21 protein-coding genes and 1 riboswitch are annotated in these 23351 nt (G+C 38.0%); of the genes, 12 read left to right on the top strand and 9 right to left on the bottom strand.

Features of this window, described 5'->3' with window-relative positions; all coding sequences use genetic code 11:
- Positions 1-319: 319 nt before the first annotated feature.
- The 6 genes from ACODST_RS25085 to ACODST_RS25060 are packed head-to-tail and all read right to left on the bottom strand — an operon-like array spanning position 320 to position 8319.
- Positions 320-1264, bottom strand: a complete 945-nt coding sequence (locus ACODST_RS25085) for a DUF4465 domain-containing protein (RefSeq protein WP_488934835.1) — start codon at positions 1262-1264, stop codon at positions 320-322.
- Positions 1265-1320: 56 nt separating this feature from the next.
- Positions 1321-2547 (bottom strand): hypothetical protein, encoded by a 1227-nt coding sequence (locus ACODST_RS25080; RefSeq protein WP_488934834.1) that lies wholly within the window; start codon positions 2545-2547, stop codon positions 1321-1323.
- A gap of 4 nt (positions 2548-2551) precedes the next feature.
- On the bottom strand, positions 2552-3793 hold the full coding sequence (locus ACODST_RS25075; RefSeq protein ID WP_488934833.1) for a hypothetical protein: 1242 nt from the start codon (positions 3791-3793) through the stop codon (positions 2552-2554).
- Positions 3794-3836: 43 nt separating this feature from the next.
- A complete protein-coding gene (locus ACODST_RS25070) occupies positions 3837-5120 on the bottom strand; it encodes a PKD domain-containing protein (RefSeq protein WP_488934832.1) in 1284 nt (427 codons plus the stop codon).
- Positions 5121-5131: 11 nt separating this feature from the next.
- Positions 5132-6277: a YncE family protein gene (locus ACODST_RS25065; RefSeq protein WP_488934831.1), complete on the bottom strand. Its 1146-nt coding sequence runs from the start codon at positions 6275-6277 to the stop codon at positions 5132-5134.
- The gene (locus tag ACODST_RS25060) at positions 6274-8319 is read right to left on the bottom strand and encodes a TonB-dependent receptor (protein ID WP_488934845.1); all 2046 of its coding nucleotides are present in this window, start codon (positions 8317-8319) and stop codon (positions 6274-6276) included. Before ACODST_RS25060 ends, ACODST_RS25065 begins: the two co-directional genes overlap by 4 nt.
- Before the next feature lie 116 nt (positions 8320-8435).
- A riboswitch (cobalamin riboswitch) is annotated at positions 8436-8642 on the bottom strand.
- 173 nt (positions 8643-8815) lie between these two features.
- On the opposite strand from ACODST_RS25060, the gene ACODST_RS25055 reads away from it, so the two are divergent.
- The 3 genes from ACODST_RS25055 (at position 8816) to ACODST_RS25045 (ending at position 10992) form a co-directional block, all read left to right on the top strand.
- Positions 8816-9694 (top strand): helix-turn-helix domain-containing protein, encoded by an 879-nt coding sequence (locus tag ACODST_RS25055; RefSeq protein ID WP_488934830.1) that lies wholly within the window; start codon positions 8816-8818, stop codon positions 9692-9694.
- Between the two features lie 72 nt (positions 9695-9766).
- Complete coding sequence (locus ACODST_RS25050; RefSeq protein ID WP_488934829.1) at positions 9767-10597, top strand: NAD(P)H-binding protein; 831 nt, start codon at positions 9767-9769, stop codon at positions 10595-10597.
- A 5-nt stretch (positions 10598-10602) separates the two neighbouring features.
- Positions 10603-10992 (top strand): DUF5367 family protein, encoded by a 390-nt coding sequence (locus ACODST_RS25045; protein WP_488934828.1) that lies wholly within the window; start codon positions 10603-10605, stop codon positions 10990-10992.
- A gap of 53 nt (positions 10993-11045) precedes the next feature.
- Here ACODST_RS25045 and ACODST_RS25040 read toward each other — a convergent pair whose 3' ends face one another.
- The gene (locus ACODST_RS25040) at positions 11046-12485 is read right to left on the bottom strand and encodes a glycosyltransferase family 2 protein (RefSeq protein WP_488934827.1); all 1440 of its coding nucleotides are present in this window, start codon (positions 12483-12485) and stop codon (positions 11046-11048) included.
- 543 nt (positions 12486-13028) lie between these two features.
- On the opposite strand from ACODST_RS25040, the gene ACODST_RS25035 reads away from it, so the two are divergent.
- Complete coding sequence (locus ACODST_RS25035) at positions 13029-13478, top strand: response regulator (protein WP_488934826.1); 450 nt, start codon at positions 13029-13031, stop codon at positions 13476-13478.
- A 10-nt stretch (positions 13479-13488) separates the two neighbouring features.
- Positions 13489-17511, top strand: coding sequence for a PAS domain S-box protein (locus tag ACODST_RS25030; protein ID WP_488934825.1), 4023 nt, complete (start codon positions 13489-13491; stop codon positions 17509-17511).
- A gap of 99 nt (positions 17512-17610) precedes the next feature.
- Here ACODST_RS25030 and ACODST_RS25025 read toward each other — a convergent pair whose 3' ends face one another.
- Together ACODST_RS25025 and ACODST_RS25020 are read right to left on the bottom strand one after the other, a co-directional pair.
- Positions 17611-18033, bottom strand: coding sequence for a lipocalin family protein (locus ACODST_RS25025; protein ID WP_488934824.1), 423 nt, complete (start codon positions 18031-18033; stop codon positions 17611-17613).
- A 106-nt stretch (positions 18034-18139) separates the two neighbouring features.
- Positions 18140-19024 carry a hypothetical protein gene (locus ACODST_RS25020; RefSeq protein WP_488934823.1) on the bottom strand — a complete coding sequence of 295 codons (885 nt, stop codon included), beginning with the start codon at positions 19022-19024 and terminating at the stop codon, positions 18140-18142.
- A gap of 343 nt (positions 19025-19367) precedes the next feature.
- Here ACODST_RS25020 and ACODST_RS25015 point away from each other — a divergent pair, with 343 nt between their 5' ends.
- The 7 genes from ACODST_RS25015 to ACODST_RS24985 all read left to right on the top strand — a co-directional run bounded on the left by ACODST_RS25015 (position 19368) and on the right by ACODST_RS24985 (position 23349).
- The gene (locus ACODST_RS25015; RefSeq protein ID WP_488934822.1) at positions 19368-19562 is read left to right on the top strand and encodes a hypothetical protein; all 195 of its coding nucleotides are present in this window, start codon (positions 19368-19370) and stop codon (positions 19560-19562) included.
- Positions 19563-19617: 55 nt separating this feature from the next.
- Positions 19618-21321, top strand: coding sequence for a tetratricopeptide repeat-containing sensor histidine kinase (locus ACODST_RS25010; protein WP_488934821.1), 1704 nt, complete (start codon positions 19618-19620; stop codon positions 21319-21321).
- Positions 21322-21327: 6 nt separating this feature from the next.
- On the top strand, positions 21328-21996 hold the full coding sequence (locus ACODST_RS25005; RefSeq protein ID WP_488934820.1) for a response regulator: 669 nt from the start codon (positions 21328-21330) through the stop codon (positions 21994-21996).
- 142 nt (positions 21997-22138) lie between these two features.
- Positions 22139-22297: a hypothetical protein gene (locus tag ACODST_RS25000; RefSeq protein ID WP_488934819.1), complete on the top strand. Its 159-nt coding sequence runs from the start codon at positions 22139-22141 to the stop codon at positions 22295-22297.
- A gap of 88 nt (positions 22298-22385) precedes the next feature.
- Complete coding sequence (locus ACODST_RS24995; RefSeq protein ID WP_488934818.1) at positions 22386-22613, top strand: DUF4236 domain-containing protein; 228 nt, start codon at positions 22386-22388, stop codon at positions 22611-22613.
- A gap of 5 nt (positions 22614-22618) precedes the next feature.
- Positions 22619-22942 (top strand): excalibur calcium-binding domain-containing protein, encoded by a 324-nt coding sequence (locus tag ACODST_RS24990; protein WP_488934817.1) that lies wholly within the window; start codon positions 22619-22621, stop codon positions 22940-22942.
- A gap of 11 nt (positions 22943-22953) precedes the next feature.
- Positions 22954-23349 carry a hypothetical protein gene (locus tag ACODST_RS24985; RefSeq protein ID WP_488934816.1) on the top strand — a complete coding sequence of 132 codons (396 nt, stop codon included), beginning with the start codon at positions 22954-22956 and terminating at the stop codon, positions 23347-23349.
- Positions 23350-23351 lie beyond the last annotated feature (2 nt).

Raw genomic sequence — 23351 nt, 5'->3', positions numbered from 1 at the left:
TTTTTGAAAGTTTTATACTACATGTTTTTACACCTGTTTTTGCGAAACAACAAATGTGTTTGAGCACAAATAAATATTATACTACAAATTAGAATTACTGCCTTATATAATCTTGTTTTGATTTTCAGTCTTACTCATAAAAAAAGTGCCCTTAAAACCTTTGTTTTAAAGACACTTTTTTATTTATAATTCTCTGTAAAAACGGACTCTTATTTTTCTTTATAAATCAGATACGGCATTCTCCTTTTTTTAATAATCTTTTGGTGTTTCAGGATTTTCAAAAAAAAGAGCCATCTATCTTGATGGCTCTTTGAAGGTATTAATCAACTCGTTTTACTGACAGTTTATCTAAACAAAAGTAAGCGGCAGTATTGATTCCGTAAACCGGATCCGAATCTGATGAGTCCATCTGGAAGATCAGGTATTTTATATCTCCTAAACCTTTCAGTTTGGTTGTATTAACATTTACCCAGCCCGTTGGCATTACTAATGAAGAACCTGTATGATTGGCCAGTGTATGTACAATTGGTTCGGTAATGGTTCCGTCTTCTTCCACACCATAAATTAACAGATCAAAATGGTCTCCCGAAGTAAAGGCTCTCGCGAAACCGTCTCCGTATAAACAGCCGTAATAAGGCCACGGGTGCATATTGATTTTTAATCCCTGAACTTCATACAATCCGGTATCTCCGATTTTAATCCAGTTAGAGAAACTGCTTTCGCTAAAAGTAGTCCCTTCCGGATTCTTCGGATCCAGATAACTTGACCAGTAGGCTACAATAAAAGGGCTTCCTGTAGTTCCCGGAGTTCCCGGCGTTATGGTTGCGGCAGTATCAAAACCGCTTCCTGCCATAGTCCCCCACTGGTGAGCCACCCAGCCCGCAGATCCACCTGAACCTGCAGAACCATAATTGGTAATATCGTTTACGTTGGATACAATAAAACCATCCCAGTAATTGTAGCCTGCAGAAGTTGCAGTATGGGAAAAGGTAAAAATGTCTGAGGTTAAATTTGTACCGGACACATACGTATTCTGCCAGTATTTACCGCCTGTTGTGGTAGTACCGCTCGTTAATAGTGAACTGGCCAGGTTAAGCGTTGTGGTGGTTCCAATGGCCGGATCAGTAACGGCTGTTTTAGCAGTCAGGCTTTTACTGCCGGCAGCAGATCCTGCACTGTTATCAAGTAAAAGATCATCATCGCTGTTACAGGAAGACAATCCTAAAATCAGACCGAAGGTCAAAAAATAAACTACTTTTTTCATGATTTATAAAATTTAGGGTTACTACTTTTTGGGTGGTCAGGAAAAGGGTTTGGCAATTATTCTGCTTCCTGAAAATGTAAATCCTGTGCATTATTAAAAGAACTCGTTAGTACATCTGCTGCTCCCAGGGAAACAAAAGTGGGAACATATACTTTTACAAAATCGATTCCCGGTAAATGCACTTTATTACCATTAGCGTCTACCGCCCAGCTGATATCAATAGAAGGATCTTTTATACCGCCATATCCCCAGTCAAACGTACCTACATTAAAAGCTGTGCCTTCGCCATCACTTACATCTTTGACCGGAATGGCTATTTTGGTGCCTTTAACCGTATAAGAATTCCCCAGCCATTGCGGATAATAATTATAGCGTCTCCATTTTTTGGTTCTGGTTATAAATCCCGAAGTATTCTGATTATCCGTCCATTTCAGGTATTCCTGATCAAACTGCCAGTCTAAGGTTCCGGTTACAGCCGTTTTATCCGGATCCGGTTTATGATAGGTTATTTCATAATTTTTAACCGTAGAGGATTTATGGTATTCGCTTCCGGCAATTTCGTACCATTCGTCGGTATCCGCTTTTCCGTTTTTATTGGTATCGTAAGCCACATACACACTTACGGGAGAATATTTTAAAGAACCGCTGTTTGTAACCATCTGAATAGAAAAATCACGTTTTCCGTAAGCATTGATCACCGTATGATCAAAGGCAGTTACGATATAACCTCCAAAAGTACCCAGATGAACAGCTGCCTCATCATTAAGATCCTGCTGTGCCTGAGCCATCGCCTCTACTTTGGTTTCAAATGGATAATCATCTGCGTTATAACCCGGAGCCGGAACATAATCAATCAGCGTTACTGCTTTTGAAGTATACGTTTTACCGGTTCCGTAAACAACTGCTTTAGTAGATGCTTTTTGAGTCAGTTTATCTAAAGTTACAGTAAGATCTATATCATACTCATTTGGTCTGGATGCTATAAAAAGCAGTGTTTTAGTGTCACCTATAATGGAATCTTTTACTGATCCGTCTGTTCCGGTAACTTTAACAGACCATTGGTAAACAGCTTCTTTCCCGTTATTGTTTTCAATCGTTACTTCGGGCTCTATTGCTACAACATCATACTGATCTGCGGCAAAATCTGCTGTTAATTTTACCGTAAGTACCGGATCTTTAACAGGCTCTTCAATCACCTGTCCGTCTTTGGTATCATCGCTGCTGCAGCCATAAAAAATACCGACAGTTAACAGACAAAGTCCATATTGGATATATTTTTTCATTTTCTTATTTATTAACTTTTTTTAGATTGTATTTTTTTAAAATATGAAGATCTCCTGCTCCTGCAAATACGGCAGCCATTGAAGACTGCTGCTGGCATAATCCCATAGGTTCGCTTACACAGTTTACTACTTTTATAAAATCGATTCCGGGAAGATGGGCTTTGTTTCCGTTTTTATCGACTGCCCAGTCAATGTCGATATCCGGATTTATGGCATTTACATAGCCCCATTCCGGAGGTGTCGAATACCATAAGGTGGTTTGGTTTGGACGCGCCGGTTCAAAATTAACATCGAGTTTCATTCCTTCGTAAGTCACTTCAGCCTGCGAAGCCCATAACGGATAAAATTCTTTTTTCCCTTTTGGTCTTGCCAGATAAAAAGTTTCTCCCTGATTGTTTTCGCAGTAAACATGTTCATAATCCAGAAAAAGCGCGCTTGAAGTCACTAACGGCTCTCCTTCTGCTTTTTTATGATAGGTAATTTTAAAATCCTTAATGGTGTTTTCTTTGGTATGCTGGCTTCCTATTATTTCAAACCATTCGTCAGCATCCGGTTTTCCGTTTTTATTTTTATCATAAGCCACATAAATCAATCCCGGTGCCGGCGGATTGGCTTTGGCAGTCGACGGATTGGATACATCACCTCCGTATACTCTAAAGTCGCTTATTCCCGGAACATTCACCACAGTATGGTCAAATCCTATCACAATAGAACCGCCAAAACCTCCTAAATCTAACGGATATCCCACACTGGTTTCGTTAATTCTTCCTAATGCGGTCTGCATTACTTCTTCTTTGGTAAAATCTGTTTTAAACAAATCATTGGCAAACATGCCCGGTGCCGGATCAAAATCGAAAATACGGGTGATGTACGGGTTGTAATTAACGGTTTCATTTACGACATTGATCACGGTAGTTTTAGTCGACTTTTTATCGGCTTCAGAAACATGTAAAGTCAGCTCATACGTTCCCGGATAAACGGCTATAAACTGCAGATCCTTAGCAGTTCCAACAATGGAATCCGTCTTTTGGTCAACCGGATTTTTGGTCAGTACCCATTGGTAATCCGGATTACTGCTTTTGGCAGAAGCCGTTATGTCTAAAACACTAAAAGTACTGGTTTCATACTTTTCCTGAAGGGTAATTTCGATCTGTGTCGTCTCTTCAGGTTTGTCATTATCACTGCTGCATCCTATGGCTAAAAATGCCCAGACAGCTAATAATAAACGGATAACGTTCTTTTTCATGGTTTTGGATATAATTATTTAATTGAACTTATTAAGGAAAGGTTTATCGGGTTGGGATATTCTCGCCCAGCAGGTGCAGGTCTGAAGCTCCCATAATTTCAGTTGAAGTCTCACCAAGCCAGCCTGCCTGCTGGTTCAGACCGTTGTACACTTTTACAAAATCTATGGCCGGAAGATGTACTTTGTTTCCGTTTTTATCTACAGCCCAGTCAATATCAATAGCCGAATCGTTGTCGTTATTCGGGGCATTATCTGCATAACCATATAAAAAAGCATACTGAACAAAATAACTTCCGTTGCCGCTTTCATCCACGGCATTGTCCGGCAGTCTTGTTCCTTTAAAAGTCACTGATTCTTTGTCTTTCATCCATTTAGGCCAGTAATCCAGCGAATGGTTGTACGCATTGTTCTGCGCCAGATAACCGTCTTTCCCCTGATTGTCTTTCCAGTATATATATTCTAAATCGGTAAAAAGCACCGTTCCGGTTCCGCCGCCCGGCACAGGTATTTTATCAGGATCGGGTCTGTAATAGGTAATTTCATAATTGGAAATTGTTTTTTCCATTTTATGTCCGGCACCTTCTATTTCAAACCATTCATCATCCGGAAGTCCGTTTTTATTTTTATCGTAAGAAACCATGATAACTCCGGCTTCGCTGCTTCCTCCGCGCATTTCGGCATTGGGGTTTGGATTGGCTTCTGCCCAGAAAGCATTTCCTAAAACCCTGAAATCCCTTCTGCCTTTTAGGTTTACAATACTATGGTCAAACCCAAAAACAATGTAACCACCAAAAGCGCCCAGCGAAACCAAATCGCCGTTTTTCTTGGCCAGATACGAATTGGCTCTTGTTAAAACCCGCTCCGGGGTATCGCCGTCATTGGCTGCCGGTAAATCGTTTATAAACTGTCCCGGTGCCGGATGAAACTCAAAAACTTTAGCGATAAAACTTTTCAGTTCTTTGGTTTCGGTACTTACCTGAACCGTTACACTCTGAGTGGTCGTTTTTCCATTGTCTCTAATACTGACTTTAAAGGCATACGTTCCGGCTTCTGCCGCAGCAAACAAAGCTTCCCTCGAAGTCGTGTTTGCCAGGGCATATTGTTCTGAAGAACTGCTGCTGACCGTCCAGTTATACACTGCATCTGCACTGGCCGCCGCTTTTGGACTTATGGCTGCTATGGCAAAACGCTGTATTTTATATTCGTTACTTTCGCTCCCGCCTTCCGGTTCTGAGCTGCCGTCGTCGCCTCCGGAACAATTGACCAGCATTACTGCTGAAAATAAAAGCAGTACCAACTGAAAAGGTCTAAAAAATTGGTGATACATATTTTCGGTTTTTAATTTTTAGTTATAAAAGCAATATGCGCCGGAATATTCCCGGCTGTGGTTTTCCATTTTAACCTTCCGTCAGGGGTAAAACAGTAGATATATCCGGTGACTACATAGTTCTGGGCGTCGGTGATATAAATTTCTTTGGTTTCGGGATTAACCTGAAGTCCGTACGGAATCATGATTTTTTTATCAGTACCATCTGTAATGATTTTATCACTGATTACTTTTTTGGTTCTGGTATCCAATATACCGTAGGTAATTTTATTGCTATTGGTCAGATAGCTCCATTGTACACTGTAGAAATAGAGCAGATCGTCAACAAGGCACATGCCCAGAACGGGAAGATCGAGCTGTTGTTTTTTCTCGTCGGTATGCGTATCAATTACAAATAAATTAGAAGGAGTGTTATAATAATCGCCTCTTGAACTGACATAAATATCGCCCCTGCTGTCAATCTGCATGCTGTACAAATTGATGCCTACATCTATTTTTTTGATTTCAGTAAAAGTTTCCAGATCAATTACAGAAACAGTCCGGTCGTAATTAGGTACACGATAGCCTCCTGAATTGGCTACATACAATTTTCCGTTATGCACGACCATCTGTTCGGGCTGATAACCCACGGTTACTTTTCGTTTTATTTCCAGCGAAGTCGTATCAATCTCGGCTACAAAACCTATTTCGGCATTAGGATCAATCGCCACGGGACCGGAATAGGAACTGACATAAGCTTTGTCTTTATAAAAAGCAACATAACGGCAGTTGGGAATGTCTATTTTTTTGATGCGTTTTGCCGTCCATTTTTCCAGAATCTCTACTTTATTGGAGCAGTTAATGACGGCATATACTTTATTTCCGTAAATTTTTATGTCGTTACCCACATCTCCAAGTTCTTTAACCACAGCCGGATTTCGTTCTGAATACACATCTGTGGTATAAGTTCCGGTTCTGTAATTAAAGATATCGATACTGGCACGGTTCATTCCCATATTACCTTCATTGAGCAGGTAAAAACCTTCAATTTTTCCGTCATTTCTGGGTTCGGCTACTGTTTTATCTGCCGACAGAAAAATGGTTTCATCTTCCCGGCAGGAAACCAGAGAAATGGCAATAAATAAACCGGTTAGTATTTTTATAACGACCTTTTTCATAGTGCGATACTGATTATAAACTTAAACGTTCGTCCGGGCATTGGATAATTATAAATTACCTCATACTGCTGATTAAAAGCGTTATTCACTTCTATGGCAGCGTTACATTTATAGCCCTTAACAGCAAATGATTTTTTTACCGAGGCATCGTGTGTGTACCAGGGCTGTACTTCGTTGACCGGAATATTGTTTACGTTTCCGTTATAGCGTTTCCCTACATAAATAAAACTGTAATTAAAATTCCAGGATTCATAGGCCGCATTCAGGATTCCGGAGCCGCTGTGCCACGGAGTATACGGAATCTGATCGCCATAAGAAGACATTTCCAGGCCAACGAATCTGGTAAAATCGCGGCTTTCAGAATAGGTGTAGGTTACATTCGCATTTAAGAATACTTTATCAAAATGAGTTCCTGCTGTAAGCACCGTTTCGATTCCTTTTCCTCTCACCTTTCCCATATTGGTCATCATCCAGCGGAATAAATTGCCCGTTGGAGCGGCTACGATTTTATCTTTGGTATCGGTATAATAAGCATCTGCCTGAAAAGAAAACTCATCAAAAAAACCTTCCTTTTGAGGAAAATGATAGGTAAACCCAACATCATACTGATTCATATATTCCGGCCGCAGCGTACTGGATCCAACCATCGTATAATACAAATCATTAAAAGTGGGCATCCTGAAAATACGTTTGGCAAAAGCCCTTAAGCTGAAATCGTATTTTTTAAAGGGAGTATACCCCAGAAACAAAGCCGGAGTATATTCTGTTTTGTCAGGAGCTTTGGCATTATAGCGTACTTCTTCCTGCACATAAGTCCCTATTACATTTCCTAACACTTTTAAGCCGCCCAGTCTGTAGGAAGTTGCCAGAGAAAACAAGGCCGTATAACGCTGCGGAAAAGAAAACTGGGTTTGGATTCCTCTTCGGGTCGCATTCAATTTATTGTACTGAAAATCGGTTGAAAGTGAAATATCCCAGTTTGCTAAAATACTGTACATATTGACTGCCGAAAAATAAACTTCCTGCTGATAGTAGCTATCGTCTGACTGCGCTCCTTCGGTCACGGTTTCACCCAAAACACTGGTGGTATCTCTGGCCACGTAATGCGTATAATCGTAGGCATATTTGGCCCTGGCCTGAAATTTATATTTTTCAGAAAACTCTTTTACCAAAAAGGACTGGGCAAAAAAGTTCTTATCGTACTGCCTGAATCCGTCTGAGAATTTGTTTTCGACTATGGCACCTGGCGCTCCCCTTTGAGAATCGTAGTAATACACTTTGGCATCCCACGAACCTTTGTTTATTTTCCCGTAAAGACCGGATTCAAAACGCAGGGCTTCAATATCGCTGTTCCATCTTGTAGCTGTGGTATCATAAGCCACTGTACCATCCTGATTTTTTCTTTTGTATCGAAAAGTATACTGCCCGTTGGATTTTATGTATTCAGAACTGACACTTAAGCTTACTTTATCACTAAGCTTTTGTTCCCAGCGAAAAGAAGGATCATTGTAATTAATCGACATGGTTTTATAACGAAAAAGCAGATTCGTTTTTTTGCTTCCGGTAAAAACCGGGCGTTTGGTTCGCAGATAAATAGTGGAAGCGGCTGAGAAATCTTTGGCAGACTGAAATATTTCGCTTTTCTGTCCATTGTAAAGCGTCAGGGATTCCATATCGTCGAGCGAATATTTCCCTAAATCGGTTACTCCGTTCTGGGCATTCCCCAGCTGGATTCCGTCATAAAAAACCCCAACATGGTGGGTTCCCATATTTCGTACATCGACCGTTTTTAGTCCGCCCAGTCCGCCATAATCTTTAATCTGGGTTCCGGCAAAATAACGAAGCGCATCGGCCACATTATGACTTGCCAGATTTTCAAGGGTTTTACCCGAAAGAGTCTGTACGGGAATCACCTCCTGAAAAGGTTTTGCTTTTAATACGACCTCTTTTAAAATTCGTAAACTATCCTGAGATACCTGCGAATGAAGTACAAAAGGAACTATGGCAAAAAAGAATAAAAGTAGTTTTCGGGCTTTATACATCACTCATTTAATTACTTAAACTTTCTGTGATGTATTCTAAAGAAACCAAACGGAAAAAGTCCCGTTATCAGAATAACAGGTCTGTTCTTGCTCTTCAACTTTGTACCACGAAAGTCTTAAACTATGTGATCTTGGCAGGTCTCCTGACTTGTTCCATCTTTAAAACAGCCTTCTCATCCGCAGCAGCGAACAATGGCATAAGTAACGTTTAAAGACTTTACAGAACTTACAGTAGCGGGCCTGTTCAGGATTTACACCTGATTCCCTTTTAACCGTTTTTTTACAAAATTCTAAAAAAACAGACCAAAATCAGGTACAAATATAAGATTCTCTTTATAAAAAAATAATTTTAACCGTATTTAATTACAATTATAACAAGAAAGCTAAAAAACTAATAAATCTGTTTTATGAGCCCCAATCCTGATTTTAAGAAAGACACTGCAGTAAAACTCCTCTTACTTTTTTATACTTTTACATTTCAACTCCTGCTCATAGTATGACAACAGATATTATAGAATTAAATGATTTTATTGTTTTAATTGAACAATCCAATACCGCTAAAACAATAGTCCAGAAATGCGAAATTGACGGTGATGCCGTGGGTTTTGCTTTTTATGGTTCGGGCAATGTGGAGCTGGAAATCAAACATAATAAACAGACTAAATATCTGGTCAATACTACCGGACTCGCGATTTGTTTTTTTGGCAATCAGAAAGTCGAATTCTCACATAAGATTGAACCGGATAAACCGCTGCAGTCTATCAGTATTTTTACCAAACTCAAAAACCTCAACGCACTGCCGCAGGCCGAAAAAGAAATTTTTGAAAACCATCTGCCGCAGCTGTTAAAGCCCAAAGAGCATTTTGTAAAGGGTCCCTCTTTTTATATGACGCTCGAAATGCAGCTGGCCGTACAAAAAATATTTAATACGCCCTATACCGGAAACACCCGTTTGTTGTTTTTAAAAAGTCAGGTCAATGAGCTTCTGGCGCATTTTTTTGCCCTTTTAACTTCTGATAAAAAACCGGATTTGTCTGAAGCTGACAAAAACAAACTTTTTCAGGCCAAAGAAATTGTAACCACCCATTATACTGCACCGCCATCGATCACCCAATTATCTAAAATGGTAGGACTTAACAGCAGCAAACTAAAAAAGAATTTTAAAGAGTTATTTGGAATTCCGGTCTTTAAATATGTACAGGAAGAACGGTTAAATAAGGCTTATGAACTGCTTCGTGAAAGCGAAAAAACGGTACAGGAAGCGGCCTGGGAAGTGGGTTACGAAAGTTTAAGCTCCTTTTCGAATGCCTTTCATAAAAAATTCGGGATGCGTCCCAATGAAGTAAAACAGCAGTTCCTTTCAAACAAATCATAATTCTTTTACGACAAATTATTGTCCTGTAATCGCGTCAACTTTGTATTAGTAATCTTTTAAAAAGATATTGATATGAAAAAGAAAATTTTAATTCTGGGTGCCCGTGGAAAAACGGGACGCAGAGTAGCCGCCAGATTAGAACGTAACCCCAATGTTGCACTTCGTTTAGGATCCCGGAACGAAACGGCTCCTTTTGATTGGGAAAAACCGGAAACCTGGGAAAAAGTACTGCAGGGAATGGATATTGTTTACCTTACTTTTCAGCCTGATCTGGCGGTGCCTTTTGCTGCAGAAGCCATTGAAAACTTCACACAGCTAGCGACAAAACTGGGAATACAAAAAATAGTGTTACTTTCCGGAAGAGGCGAAAAAGAAGCTCAGGTCTGTGAAGAAATCGTAAAGAAAAATGCACTGAACTGGACCATTGTTCAGGCGAGCTGGTTCAGCCAGAATTTTAACGAAAGTATTTTTCTGGAACCAATACTGGCGGGAATTGCCGCACTGCCGAGAGCCGAAGCACTGGAACCTTTTACAGATGCCGACGATATTGCCGATGTCGTAACTGCCGTTTTACTGGACGAAAAACACAACGGCAAAACCTACGAACTAACAGGGCCAAGGCTGCTGACTTTTAAAGAAGCCTTTAACGAAATTGCCAATGCCTGCCAGCGGAACATCACTTTTCAGGCGCTCACTTTAGACGAATATACACAAATGCTCAGAGAATACCAGGTTCCTGAAGATCATATCTGGCTGGCCAATTATCTTTTTGAACAGGTACTGGACGGAAGAAATTCCTATACAACCTCGGATATTGAAAAAGTTTTAGGCCGAAAAGCAAAAGATTTTAAGGCTTACGCAGAAGAAACAGCCAAAACCGGAATCTGGAATCCTGAAAATTAAATGTTATGTTGTATCTCAGAGCTGTATTCTCCGGTATTTTGGTCTGGCTGGCCGTTAGTTTATCCTTTTATATTCTGGGGCTGATTCCCATTTTAAAAGAATCTTTTTTCTGGCAGTCTGTAATGGTGTCCTTTTCCATTGTATTTTTTGCGATTGGTGCTGCAAAGATCTATTATCTCAAAAATGATAACCTGAACGGCCTGCATCTTGGTATTATAATGTCACTTACGGCTTTATTTCTGGATGTCATCATTACAGTTCCTTTTGTAGAAATCCCAAACGGAAGAAGTTATGAAAGCTTTTTCACTAGTCCTGTTTTATGGATACTGGCTTTTTTAAATGCTTTTTCTGTTTTTCTCTGGTCCGGACAAAACCAAAAAAAAACTCCTGCTTAGTGGAACAGGAGTTTTTCAGGATTAAAATATAAAATAGTAGTTGTGGAAATTTCTTAACCTCGGGTCAGCCAGCCTCTTTTATGAGCGGTAATGATAGAATACGGTGCAATCCAGAATAATGCAAACGTATAAAAAACGCTGTAGGAATAGGCCCAGAATGATTCGGACAATGAGTATCTTTTAGCATAAAAGAAAACCGAGAAACTGGATACCAGCAATATTCCTAAAAGAGCTGAACTAACAAATAATAACGGATGCGTTGCTATAAAATAAAACATAAAAATAAAAAACGGATACGTCATTATAATTCTGATTGACTGTTCTGTAAACAATAATCTGGATCCCAGTTTAGATTCTTTTCTAAAATCCTTCCAGACATATTTCGCCATCATGATGTTTTCACGAACATTACTTCTTCCCCATCTGATGAACATTTTGTACAGTCCCTTATAGTTTTCCGGAACATTAGTCAATACATAAGCATTTCTTTGAAACAATACGTGGTGTCCCTGCTTCAAAATCATATTGGTCATGGCGCGGTCTTCACCAATATCAGAAGGCTGTCCCATAAACGTCTGGTCAATCCATTCCGGCAGACAGGCAAAAACAGCATTTCTTCTGTATGCAGCCAAAGCGCCCGGTGTACAAAGTACAGAACCTAATGAACTTTCGGCAGAACGCATAAACTCAAAACTCATTACAAAACTCACATTCAGCATTTTTGGCAGAATTGCTTTTTCATTGTTCAATACCTGAACATTTCCTGCCACAGCACCACATTTTTCATCTACCACAAACGGGCTCACCAAATTTCTCAAAGTATCTTTTTTCACGATAGAATCACTGTCTACTGTTACAAAGATTTCCCCTTTACCTAAATTAAATCCACGGTACAGCGCGTGACGTTTCCCTTTATTCTGCGGCTGCTGAAAAATAGAAACACGGTCGCCTAATTTCAGTTTTGCCTGCTGAATCCAGTACCAGGTATCGTCTTTACTTCCGTCATCGATAGCCAGCAGCTCCAGTTTATGCTCCGGGAAATCACTTTCGGCCAGACTCATTAAAGTTTCGTATACCAGTTTACCTTCATTGTAAGCCGGTACAATCACTGTACAGGTAGGAAGTAATTCATCTGAAACAGATTCTATGGGTTTGTATTTGAAATACAGATATAAGTTGTATAAAAACATACCGCCTTTAAAAAGGAAAAGCGCTGCAGTAATACCCAGAAAAATAAGGCCTCCGGTAGAATTTAATCTCTCCAGCTGAAGCTGATCAAAATCAGGCTGAAACTGAAAAACAAAAAAAGCTCCCGTAAGCAGTAATAAAAAAGTCCCGGCCAGGATCATAAATCCAAAAAGGCTTTTAGGTCTTTCAATATGTTTTTGAGTAGTGTTAGTATTGATTTTAAAAATCGAAGGGTTTATTTGTACATCGCTGCTGATATTGCTGCCTGCGTAAAATTGTTTTGAGATAATTGTTTCGCTTTCCATGTCCTTTTTTGTTTATTAATTCTCTAAAATGGCTTTTATCAAAAGGTCTTCTTTTGGATTTGATACTGGAAATTATATCCAATGTTAAAAGATGACATGTACCCAATTTGCAAGCGGTGTGCCATTTAGGTTTTTAACTGAATTTTAGAGGTTTACGAAAAAACACAGCCGGACGATGTGTATAATATTTTTACACTTTGTAGAATGTTTATACAACTTTTAGTGTGTAAACAGCCGTAAAATAAGGGATTTTTAAATCTGCGAAGAACTGCAGTCTGATATAAATAACGAAAGTTCCGCTGCAAAATTGTATGGCATTTTTTGGATCAGTCCCTTTCAGCGCCAAACTCTAAAACATAAATTTAAACTTACAAAATAACTTATTTCACCCATTAAATCCCATGAGGTCTATTAATTTTCATTTAAATACGTTATTTTTATAGGTATTTATTTCATCATACCACAAAAAATAATTTTTCCCCAAACAGGAAACCGTTCTTTTTTGTTTTTATTATTTAATTCCAAAAAACTGATTATTACCCTATGAACAACGAGATTTACAATATTTTACTTGCTGACGACGACGCTGATGACTGCTCTTTCTTTGAAGAGGCCCTTGATGAACTATCGCAGGCAACAACTCTTGTAACAGTGAATGACGGCGTTCAGTTAATGGATTTTTTAGCCCAAACCTCTGCAAACAGTCTCCCGGATGTTTTATTTCTTGATTTAAATATGCCCAGAAAAAATGGTTCTGAATGTCTTGTAGAGATCAGACAGATTGAAAGTCTTAAAGATTTTCCGATTATTATTTTTTCTACTTCTTTAGATACTGAAATTGTTGATGTAATGTATCAGAAAGGGGCAACCTTCTATATTCGAAAACCCGGTGATTTTTCAAAATTAAAAACGGTTATTGCCAATGCCCTGACGGCTGCTTCGCAAAATAATTTTAAGCAGCCCGAGAGAACGAATTTTATAATTCAACCCTAAAATCTTTTTAATGGCAAGCCGTGTACATAAGGAACATTATTTTCTGGCCGATGGCGGCGAAATGGGAGAATTAATACGTTCTAAAGACTGGAGCAAAACCCCTTTAGGCGATCCTGAAAACTGGCCGCAGAGCCTTTGTACCATGACTTCGGTAATGCTTAACAATCCTTTTGGAATGTACATTGCCTGGGGAAAAGAATTTACACAGCTTTATAACGACGGCTTTCGTAAAATTATTGGTCCTGATAAACATCCGGATGCTTTAGGAACCAGTCCAAAAGAAACTTTTTCTGAAATCTGGTCTTTTACCGGTCCTCTGTTTGAAGAAGTAATGCAGGGAAAATCAATCTCTTTTCCGGATTTTGTAGTGCCTTTAAACCGTAACGGTACAATAGAGACCTGCTATTTTGATTTTTCGTACTCTCCCATAAAAATAGAAAACGGCCAGGTTGGCGGCATTCTGGTAACGGTTATTGAAACTACGGCCAAAAAAAAGGCAGCCGATACTTTAAGAGAAAAAAACGAACAGCTCAAAAGCAACATGATGCAGGCACCGCTGGCCATGTGTATTTTTAGGGGAAAAAGTCATATTGTAGAAATTGCCAACGAAAAAATGATTCAGTTATGGGGAACCACTTCTGAAAAAATACTCTACAAATCTATTTTTGATGTACTGCCTGAAATAAAAGACCAGGGACTCGAAGAACTCATTCAGAATGTGTATAGTACCGGAAAAAAATTTATCGCCAACGAACGACTGGTCGAACTTTCCCGGGACGGAAAAACAGAAAATACCTATGTCAATTTTATATACGAAGCCCTAACGGACTTTGAAGGCAATATCTCAGGCGTTGTAGCCATGGCCATCGAAGTAACTGATCAGGTGGCGGCCCGTACAAAACTGGAGGAAAGTGAACAAAAAATAAGACAGCTGGTTGAAAATGCCCCATTTCCTATTGCCGTTTATACCGGCAGAGAAATGCGTATCGAACTCGCTAATGAATCTATTATAAAAGTCTGGGGAAAAGGCCCGGATGTTATTGGAAAAACCTATAAAGAAATCCTGCCTGAGCTCCACAATCAATCTGTTTTTGAGCAGGTTGAAAGTGTTTTTGATACCGGAAAATCCTTCCATAACAAAAATGCACAAATCGATATTACCATTAACAATAAACTCGAAAGCTTTTATTTTAATTACAGCTTTACCCCTTTATTTGATGCCAATGGAAAAGTATATGCCGTTATGAATACCGCCGCCGAAGTTACCGATTTACATCTCGCCTCCAAAAAAATTGAAATTGCAGATAAGCGATTCCGGAATACTGTCAAACAAGCCCCATTGGGTATAACCATTTTAAGAGGCCCGGATTATATTGTAGAAACCGCCAATGAAGCCTACTTAAAACTCGTAGACAGAGAAGAAGCAGATTTTGTGGGCAGACCGCTGTTTGATTCACTGCCGGAAGTTAAAGAAACCGTTAATTCGCTTTTAGAAAATGTTCTAAAAACCGGTATTCCTTATCATGGTAACGAAATGCCTATTCCTTTAAAGAGGTATGGAAAACATGGAATCTGGTACTTTGATTTTCTGTACCACCCGTTAAGGGAAGAAAATGGGGAAATAACCGGAATTATTGTAACCGTAACAGAAGTAAGCGAAAAAGTAGAAGTCCGAAAAAAGATCGAGCAAAACGAAGATTTCCTCAACATTATCGTAGATGCCAGTGAACTGGGGACGTGGGAACTCAATGTAAAAACCCGTGAACCCCGCTATTCACAGCGTTATCTCGAAATCGTGGGCGGATATAAAGAAAATGTCGTACTTTCGCATGAACAACTCCTGCAGCACCTGCATCCTGATGACATGAACATTCGCAACAGAGCCTTTAAAGAAGCCGTCGCATCAGGAAACCTGCACTACGAAGCCCGCACCATCTGGCCGGATAAATCAGTACACTGGATTGAAGGCAAAGGAAAAGTATTTTATGACGAAAACAACAATCCTGACAAATTAATTGGTACCGTTCGGGATATTACCAGTGAAAAAAAACATCAGCAGGAACTCGAACAAAGTGAAAAAAGATTCCGAAACCTTGTTATGCAGTCCCCTATTCCTAAAACTATTTTAAAAGGAAGCGATATGGTGATTGAAATTGCCAATGCTGCACTTTTAAAAAACATCTGGAAGAAAAAAGAAAGTGATGTTCAGGGCCAAAGATTATTTGATATTTTTCCTGAACTTCTGGATCAGAAATACGGTGCTTTGCTTACCGAAGTCTATACATCCGGCAAAGTACATTCTGAAATAGAATCACCTATAATCATAAAAGGAGATCAGGGCGAAACGCTGTTTTATATCGATTTTGAATATGCCCCGATGTATGATGCCGAAAACAACATTTCAGGTATCAGGGCCACCATTGTCGATGTAACCGAAAAAGTAGAAGCCCGCAACAAAATTGCCGAAAGTGAAAAACGTTTCCGTTCTCTTACCGAAAGTATTCCGCAGTTAATCTGGGAAACCGATATAAAAGGAATTGGCCTTTTTGCCTCTGGAAAATGGGTAGAATATACCGGAATAAGACCTACCAGCGATTTTGAATGGCAGTCTATGGTGCATCCCGACGATTTTAATGAAAACATAAAAATATGGAACCACTGTCTCCACACGGGTCAGGTTTTCCGATCGGATGTGAGGATTTTAAGAAAAGACGGAAGTTACAGATGGCATGCCGTGATTGGCGAACCGGTTCTGGATGCCGAAAATAAAATTATCAAATGGGTTGGTGCTTTTACCGATATCCATACCGAAAAAGCTTTTACACACGAACTCGAACAACAGGTAACGGCAAGAACAAGAGAACTAAGCCAGATGTACGAATCTCTCAAAAAAAGTGAAGAGCGTTACCATTTAATGGTCGAAGAAATACAAGATTATTCTATTATATACCTTAACAGGGACGGAATCGTAGAAAACTGGAACGTGGGAGCCGAGAAAATCAAAGGCTATAAGGCACAGGAAATAACCGGAAAACACATCGCTGTGTTTTATACTGCCGAAGATCAAAAAAACAATATTCCTGATACCTTACTCGAACTGGCCAGAGAAAAAGGAAGAGTTGTTCAGCAGGGCTGGCGTGTGCGCAAAAACGGCAGTTGGTTCTGGGCAAGCGTCGTGATAACTGCCATTCATAATAAAAACAATGAGATTATAGGTTTTTCGAAAGTAACCCATGACCTGACTGAAAAGAAAAAGGCCGACGATAAAATCACGCAGAATGCCTTAGAACTGGAACAAAAAAATGCCGAACTGGAACATATGAACAAGGAACTTCAGTCCTTTGCTTATATTTCAAGTCATGATTTACAGGAGCCGCTTCGAAAAATACAAACTTTCGCCTCCCAGATTCTCGATAAAGAATTCGGAAATTTATCTGATTTAGGAAAAGATAAATTTAAAAGAATGCAAAATGCAGCCCGGCGAATGCAGACTTTAATTAACGATCTGCTTTCGTATTCGAGAACCAATATTCAGGAAAGAAAATTCGAAAAAACAAAACTTTCCACAATCATTACCGAAGTAAAAGAAGATCTGCGGGAAGAACTGGAACAAAAAAATGCCGTGATAGAAAGCAACGAAACGGAGGCTGTTAATATCATTCCGTTTCAATTCAGACAGCTGCTTTACAATCTGGTCAGCAATTCCCTGAAGTTTTCAAAACCCGATGTTCCGCCTCTTATCAAAATTGAAAGTAAAATTGGTAAAGGTTCTGATTTTAATGCTGAACTTCTGGTAAATGAAACGTTATATTGTCATATCAGGGTTTCGGACAACGGAATTGGTTTTGAACCGCAATACAGCAAAAAAATCTTTGATGTTTTCCAGCGCCTGCACGGAAGAGATCAATATAACGGAACCGGAATTGGTCTCGCCATTGTAAAAAAAATTGTAGAAAACCATAACGGAATTATCACTGCTGAAGGCGAACAAAACAAAGGAGCCGTTTTTAATATTTACATTCCAATGGAATAATATCTAAAATACAATCATAAAAAAACGGAAATGACTTTACTAAATCATTTCCGTTTTTGTTTCTGATTCTATTGAATCAGAAGTACTTTACGTTTCCTTTTATCGGGTATAAACCGTAATTACACCGGTAGTTTTATCTTTGATTTTCAACTCTTTATTAGTTAAATTCATGATATCACTGGTTGAACTGACATTACCAATCGTGATCGTTAAATCATTGTGAGATCTTACGTAAGTTCCTGTTGTTTCTACTAAAGCACAATCTGAACCGCTGTAATCCCCTATAACAGCTGTATTACTTAATTTTAATTCTAAATAATCTCTATTACTGGTACATCCTTCCTGATTTTCTGGAGCATCCACTAATACTTCCTTCCCATCTACAATTGTCCCTGTTTTACTTAAATTATATTTTCCTGCTAACGGAACTATTGTTTCTCCTTCGTTATCATCGCTGCTGCACGACGCAGCAAACATTCCCAAGCTCAAGGCTAATACGTATACTATGTTTTTACTTCTCATGTCGATTTGTTTTTTATTGATTTAATTTAATAATGCTAAATTAAAAGTATATACTTACAAAAAATTCCATGATTTTACGAATATTTTACATAAATCGCATTTTAACTTAAATTTTACCTTTCACATATTTGTTTAATATATAACGTGTCACTGGTTTTAGAGAAGTTCCCGTTTCAGGGTGTCTTCCGTGACCATTAAAAAAATCAATTCCGTTAGATGTCTTCGCATACCAAATTATCGCCTGACCATTTTTATCAAAGAATACAGTAGTATCAGTAACCTTTATCTTATGAAGATCAAGAATGGTTTTATCTAAACGTTCAATAGTAGTAAAACTGCCAATACCACTAATTTCCGAATCACAGTACACTCTCTCATAGTGATCATCAGACCATTGCATGCATTGCTTTTTCGGCAGAGCTAAATAAACTATTAAACCTAAAAGGCAGACGACCGTTACCGCTCCTAAATATTTTAAAGCATTAGATTTCGTTTTAATAGCAATAGTACCCGTAAGTGGTTTTATCTGCTGATCCGGAAAATCATTTAAATACTTAGGTTTTTCTGTATCTCGTATAAAATTATCAGGCATAACATCTTTCAAATCGCCTAGAACCATTTCTTCGCTTCTGCCTTTTATTCTGTACTTATTAAAAGGTCTGTTATGAAAATCTACCAAAATAGCAGCAAGATCCACCGCTTCAATATTAGCAGGATCCGTTCTTCCTTTAAAAAAAGACACTAAGGGTCTAAACTTATCTTTTTGCTCCTTAAAGAAATTCTTTTTGGCCGGATCAAACTGAAATCCAAAAAAATCGCTAAAAACTTTTAGATCATCCTGATGAGCTTCTCCAGCAAATTTCTCCCAGCATAAGTCCCGAAGTTTTCCCTGAGAAGGGTTCTCCAAATAAGCAAAATTCACTTTTTGTCTTTCAATTTCATATTTCGCTTTTATCGCTTTTTTATAATCTTCAATAGTATAGTTGTACATAGGCCTTCGGTAATTTTTAGGAATTCCTGAACATTTTCAGGAAAGGTTAAACATTGCGGGAATTCCGGGAATTCCTTATAAAAAACCACGAATAAGCGACGTTACTTTGCCTTGTAAATGAATCAGTTATCGTTCTACTTCGCGATTAGAACAAATGTACAAAACTAGTTCTATTAACAAATGCGGAAAACCGTAAGGCGGATTTTATCCGGGAAGTATAGATGAAAATCTTACTGTTCGACGCATTTCACTTCCCAAACAAAATCAGGTATTGCACCTAACCAAAAAACCGGAAAAGTTCCGGACAGCAATACCCATTGTCTAATTTTTAATCCTTAAAAAAATGAAAACTTTATATGTATGGGGAGCGTGTATCCTTTTGTCAACAACATTATTTTCCTGCACTGCTGATGAATTCGAAACAGCTGCAAAAAACACTGAAATAAAAAAAGAAGTAATTCCGGCAGACGGACAGGCCAATATTGATGACGACGGTCCTGGTGATTCACCAATTGTGGTTCCGCCACCAAAAAAATAACGGATAATACTACATAATAGAGTATTAATTAGTATTTTCGGGGAAAGTAAGTGTTATGCTTCGTTCCCCGTTTTTTTATTCCTTTATTTTATTTTTTTTCTTTTCCTGTAAAGAAAAAACGATCATTCCTATCGACTACGAAACTTATCAAAATACGGGCTTAGTCTGGAGAGAAAAAGGAATGTCTGAATTTCAGGAAAAAAAATTCAATAGTTCTTTTTACCATTTTAACAAAGCAAAATCTTCATATGAAAAAGCAAAAGACAGTGAAAACATCGTTTACTGCTTAATACAGATGGCTTCAATTCAGCAAATAAACGGAGATTATTACGGAAGTACCGAAACACTGACGGAAGCACTGCCTTACATCAGGAAAAAAGATATTTACAGCGCTGCGATCAATAACTTTTTTGGAATTGCTTACAAGGAACTGGCTATTTACGATGAAGCTGTTTACTATTATAACGAGGCTCTAAAAGACTGTACCGATTTTCTCTCCAGGCAATCACCCTTAAATAATATTGCCGTTGTTTATATTCAGCAAAAAAAATACAATAAAGCCATAAGAATTCTGGAATCTATTCTTGACAAAAAAGTATTCGAAGGAAAAGTTCCCTTAATGAATAAAGCCCGGATTACAGATAATTTAGGCTATGTTTATTTTAAAAATCAAGGCAATAATGACAAGGCTCTTGCCTACATGACAGAAGGTCTAAAGATTAGAAAAGAAAATGACGACCCCTACGGAAGCATCGAAAGTTACCTTCACCTGGCCGAATTTTATTCGGAAACCAATATTTCCAAATCAAATGAAAACGCTAAAAAAGCTTATGAAACAGCCACTAATTTTAATAGTGTTGATGAACGTTTAAGAGCATTATCGCTATTAATTGCCAATGATGCGGGAACAAAATATGCTCAAAAATATATGGTAATAAACGACAGTATTATAAAAGTCAGAAACAATTTTAAAAACAAGTTCGCCAAAATAAAATACGATTCTAAAAAAGAAAAAGACGAAAATCAAAAACTGAAATTAGAAAAAGCCGAAAATTTAGTAGCGCTTAAAGAAGCCGAAAAAGATAAAATCATATTATTTGCTACTCTAATTATCATTGGATCTTTAGGTGTTTATTTAAGAAAACGTTACAAGCACAAAAACCGTCTTGAACAAATTAAAACCGTTTATGACACCGAAACCCGAATTGCTAAAGATATTCACGACGGACTGGCAAATGATGTTTTTCATGCCATTACCTACACGCAGACCCAGCCTTTAACCAACGAAAACAACAAAGAAAACCTACTACAGAAACTTGACGATATCTACTCACGTGTTCGTGGCATTTCCCGTGAAAACAATGATATTGATACTGGTCCTGCTTACCCTCACAACTTAAAAGAAATGCTTTCTGCTTATAACAGCAGCCTGACCAATATTAGTATTAACAGGATCGAAAAAATAAACTGGGACACTGTTGAAGATTTAAAAAAGATTGCTATTCATCGGGTATTACATGAACTGATGGTCAATATGAAAAAACACAGTGCTGCTTCTGTTGTGGTTTTAAAATTTGAAAGCAGCTCCAATACTTTATTCATAGATTACAGCGATAATGGAAAAGGCTGCGAAAAAACAAAAATTATTAAAAATGGTTTACGAAATATGGAAAACCGTATTTCGTCAAATAATGGAAGCATTACTTTTGACACAGAACCCGGTAAAGGTTTTAAAGTAAAAATAACAATGTCTAAATAAGCGTTTATGTTTAAAAAAGTAATTATAGCCGAAGATTTTGAAGAATTCAATTTAGCAGTCGAACAAACTTTAAAAGACCTCAACATTGTCGATTTTCAACATGCCAAATATTGTGACGATGCTTTTCTGAAAATCAGAAAGGCTATTCAGGATAACGAGCCTTATGATTTGTTAATTAGCGATCTTTCGTTTAAAAAAGACCATCGTGAAGTAAAAATCGCCAGCGGCGACGAGCTGATTCAAAAAGTCCGTGAACTGCAGCCCGATATCAAAATCATTGCCTATTCTGTCGAAGATAAAAACCTTCGTATCAAATCTCTTTTTGAAAATGCCGAAATTGACGCTTTTGTACTAAAAGGACGCAACAGCATCACAGACCTGAAAAAAGCAATTCATACTATTTCGACTTCAGATGAGATTTTTATTTCACAGGACGTTTCATCCGCCCTGCAGCAAAAAAGCAATTTCGAAATAGACGATGTCGATATCAAAATCCTGAAATATCTGGCAGCCGGAACCTCGCAGGACGAAATTATAGAAATCTTTAAAAACACAGAAACAAAACCCAACAGCAAAAGTGCCATGGAAAAAAGACTGGCAAAACTAAAAGACTTCTTTAAAGCCAACAATACAGTTCATTTAGTCTCTATTACAAAAGATATGGGAATTATCTAAACATTATCAATTCTACTTTTTCAAAGCTCCTTCGGGAGCTTTTTTTATTTCCCGAAATTAAATTTCCGGATTATGGTTTTCCGTAAAATACTGGTTTTGATTGGTTTTACTTTTGGGTTATTAATCAATTTAATTTAAAATCATGAAAAAACTAGTTATTCTATTCAGTCTGTTCTTCCTTGTATTAGGAAACAGTATTGAGGCTCAAAATGGCCATTACAAAGGCGGAAAAGGCAGTTCTCATAAAGGAGGAAAGTACAAAAACTCCAGTACACATAACCATTACAAAAAACGAAAATAACCTTTTTGACTTCAATAGACATGAAAAGGGAAATGTTAATCGAAGTTTCTTAATTAAGAAAAACTTTTATAAACTAAAACTAAAAAACATGGGCTTTCGATTTCAAAAAAGAGTAAAACTTGGAGGAGGACTTGGATTAAACATTAGTAAATCCGGAATTTCTCCAAGTTTACGAACCAAAATGGGCACATTTAGTAAAAATGGCTACTCAACAAAAACAGGCATACCCGGCGTCCGATATCAAAACAGCGGATGTCTTGTGTTATTTGCCTTCACAGGATTTCTTGCATTTTTAATATATACACTTAAACTTTAATAACTATGGGATATAGAAAAGGATATTACAGAAAAGATGGAACTTATGTTCAGGGTCATTTTACCAGTCACAGATCCAAATTCTCCAACAAAAACAACGGATGTCTATTACTAATTTTATTTGCTATTGTCTTTAGTTCGATGATTTCTTGCTCAGAATCATCTGATTCTACAAACGACACTACAAATTCAGGTTCAAACTGTCCAACAAAAACCTGTGGCGATTTTGCGACCAGAGCACAGGCACAGGCTGCCTATAACAGCAACAAAAGCTGTTACAAAAATCTGGATGCAGATGGAGATGGAATTGTTTGCGAATCTTTAAAATAAAGAATATAATTATGATAACACTAGAACTTAAAAGCCATTTTTTGAGACTATACCAAATGGCATTATCAGACGATCAGTTTGATGTATTAGAACTCCAAATGTTATATCACTTTGCCGACGAAAGAGGGATTCCTAAAGAGGAGCTGGATAAACTTTTTCTAAATCCGGTTAATTCAGATTTTGTAGTTCCGGAAGCACTCAACACTAAAATTGAATATCTGTACGATCTGACCCGAATCATTTGGGCCGACGGAAAAGTTACAGATGACGAACTGAACATGCTGAAAAAGTACTGCCGAAAATTTGATTTTTTAGAAGAAAACATCAATGACTTATCTGATTATCTTATTGATTGTGTTCAGAATAATATTGGAAAAGAAGAAATTATTAGTCAACTAAACGCTTAAAC

The organism is Flavobacterium sp. FG19 (genome assembly GCF_057809475.1).
Note: the sequence above shows the minus strand (reverse complement) of the source record. Positions and strands in the feature narration are given on the sequence as shown.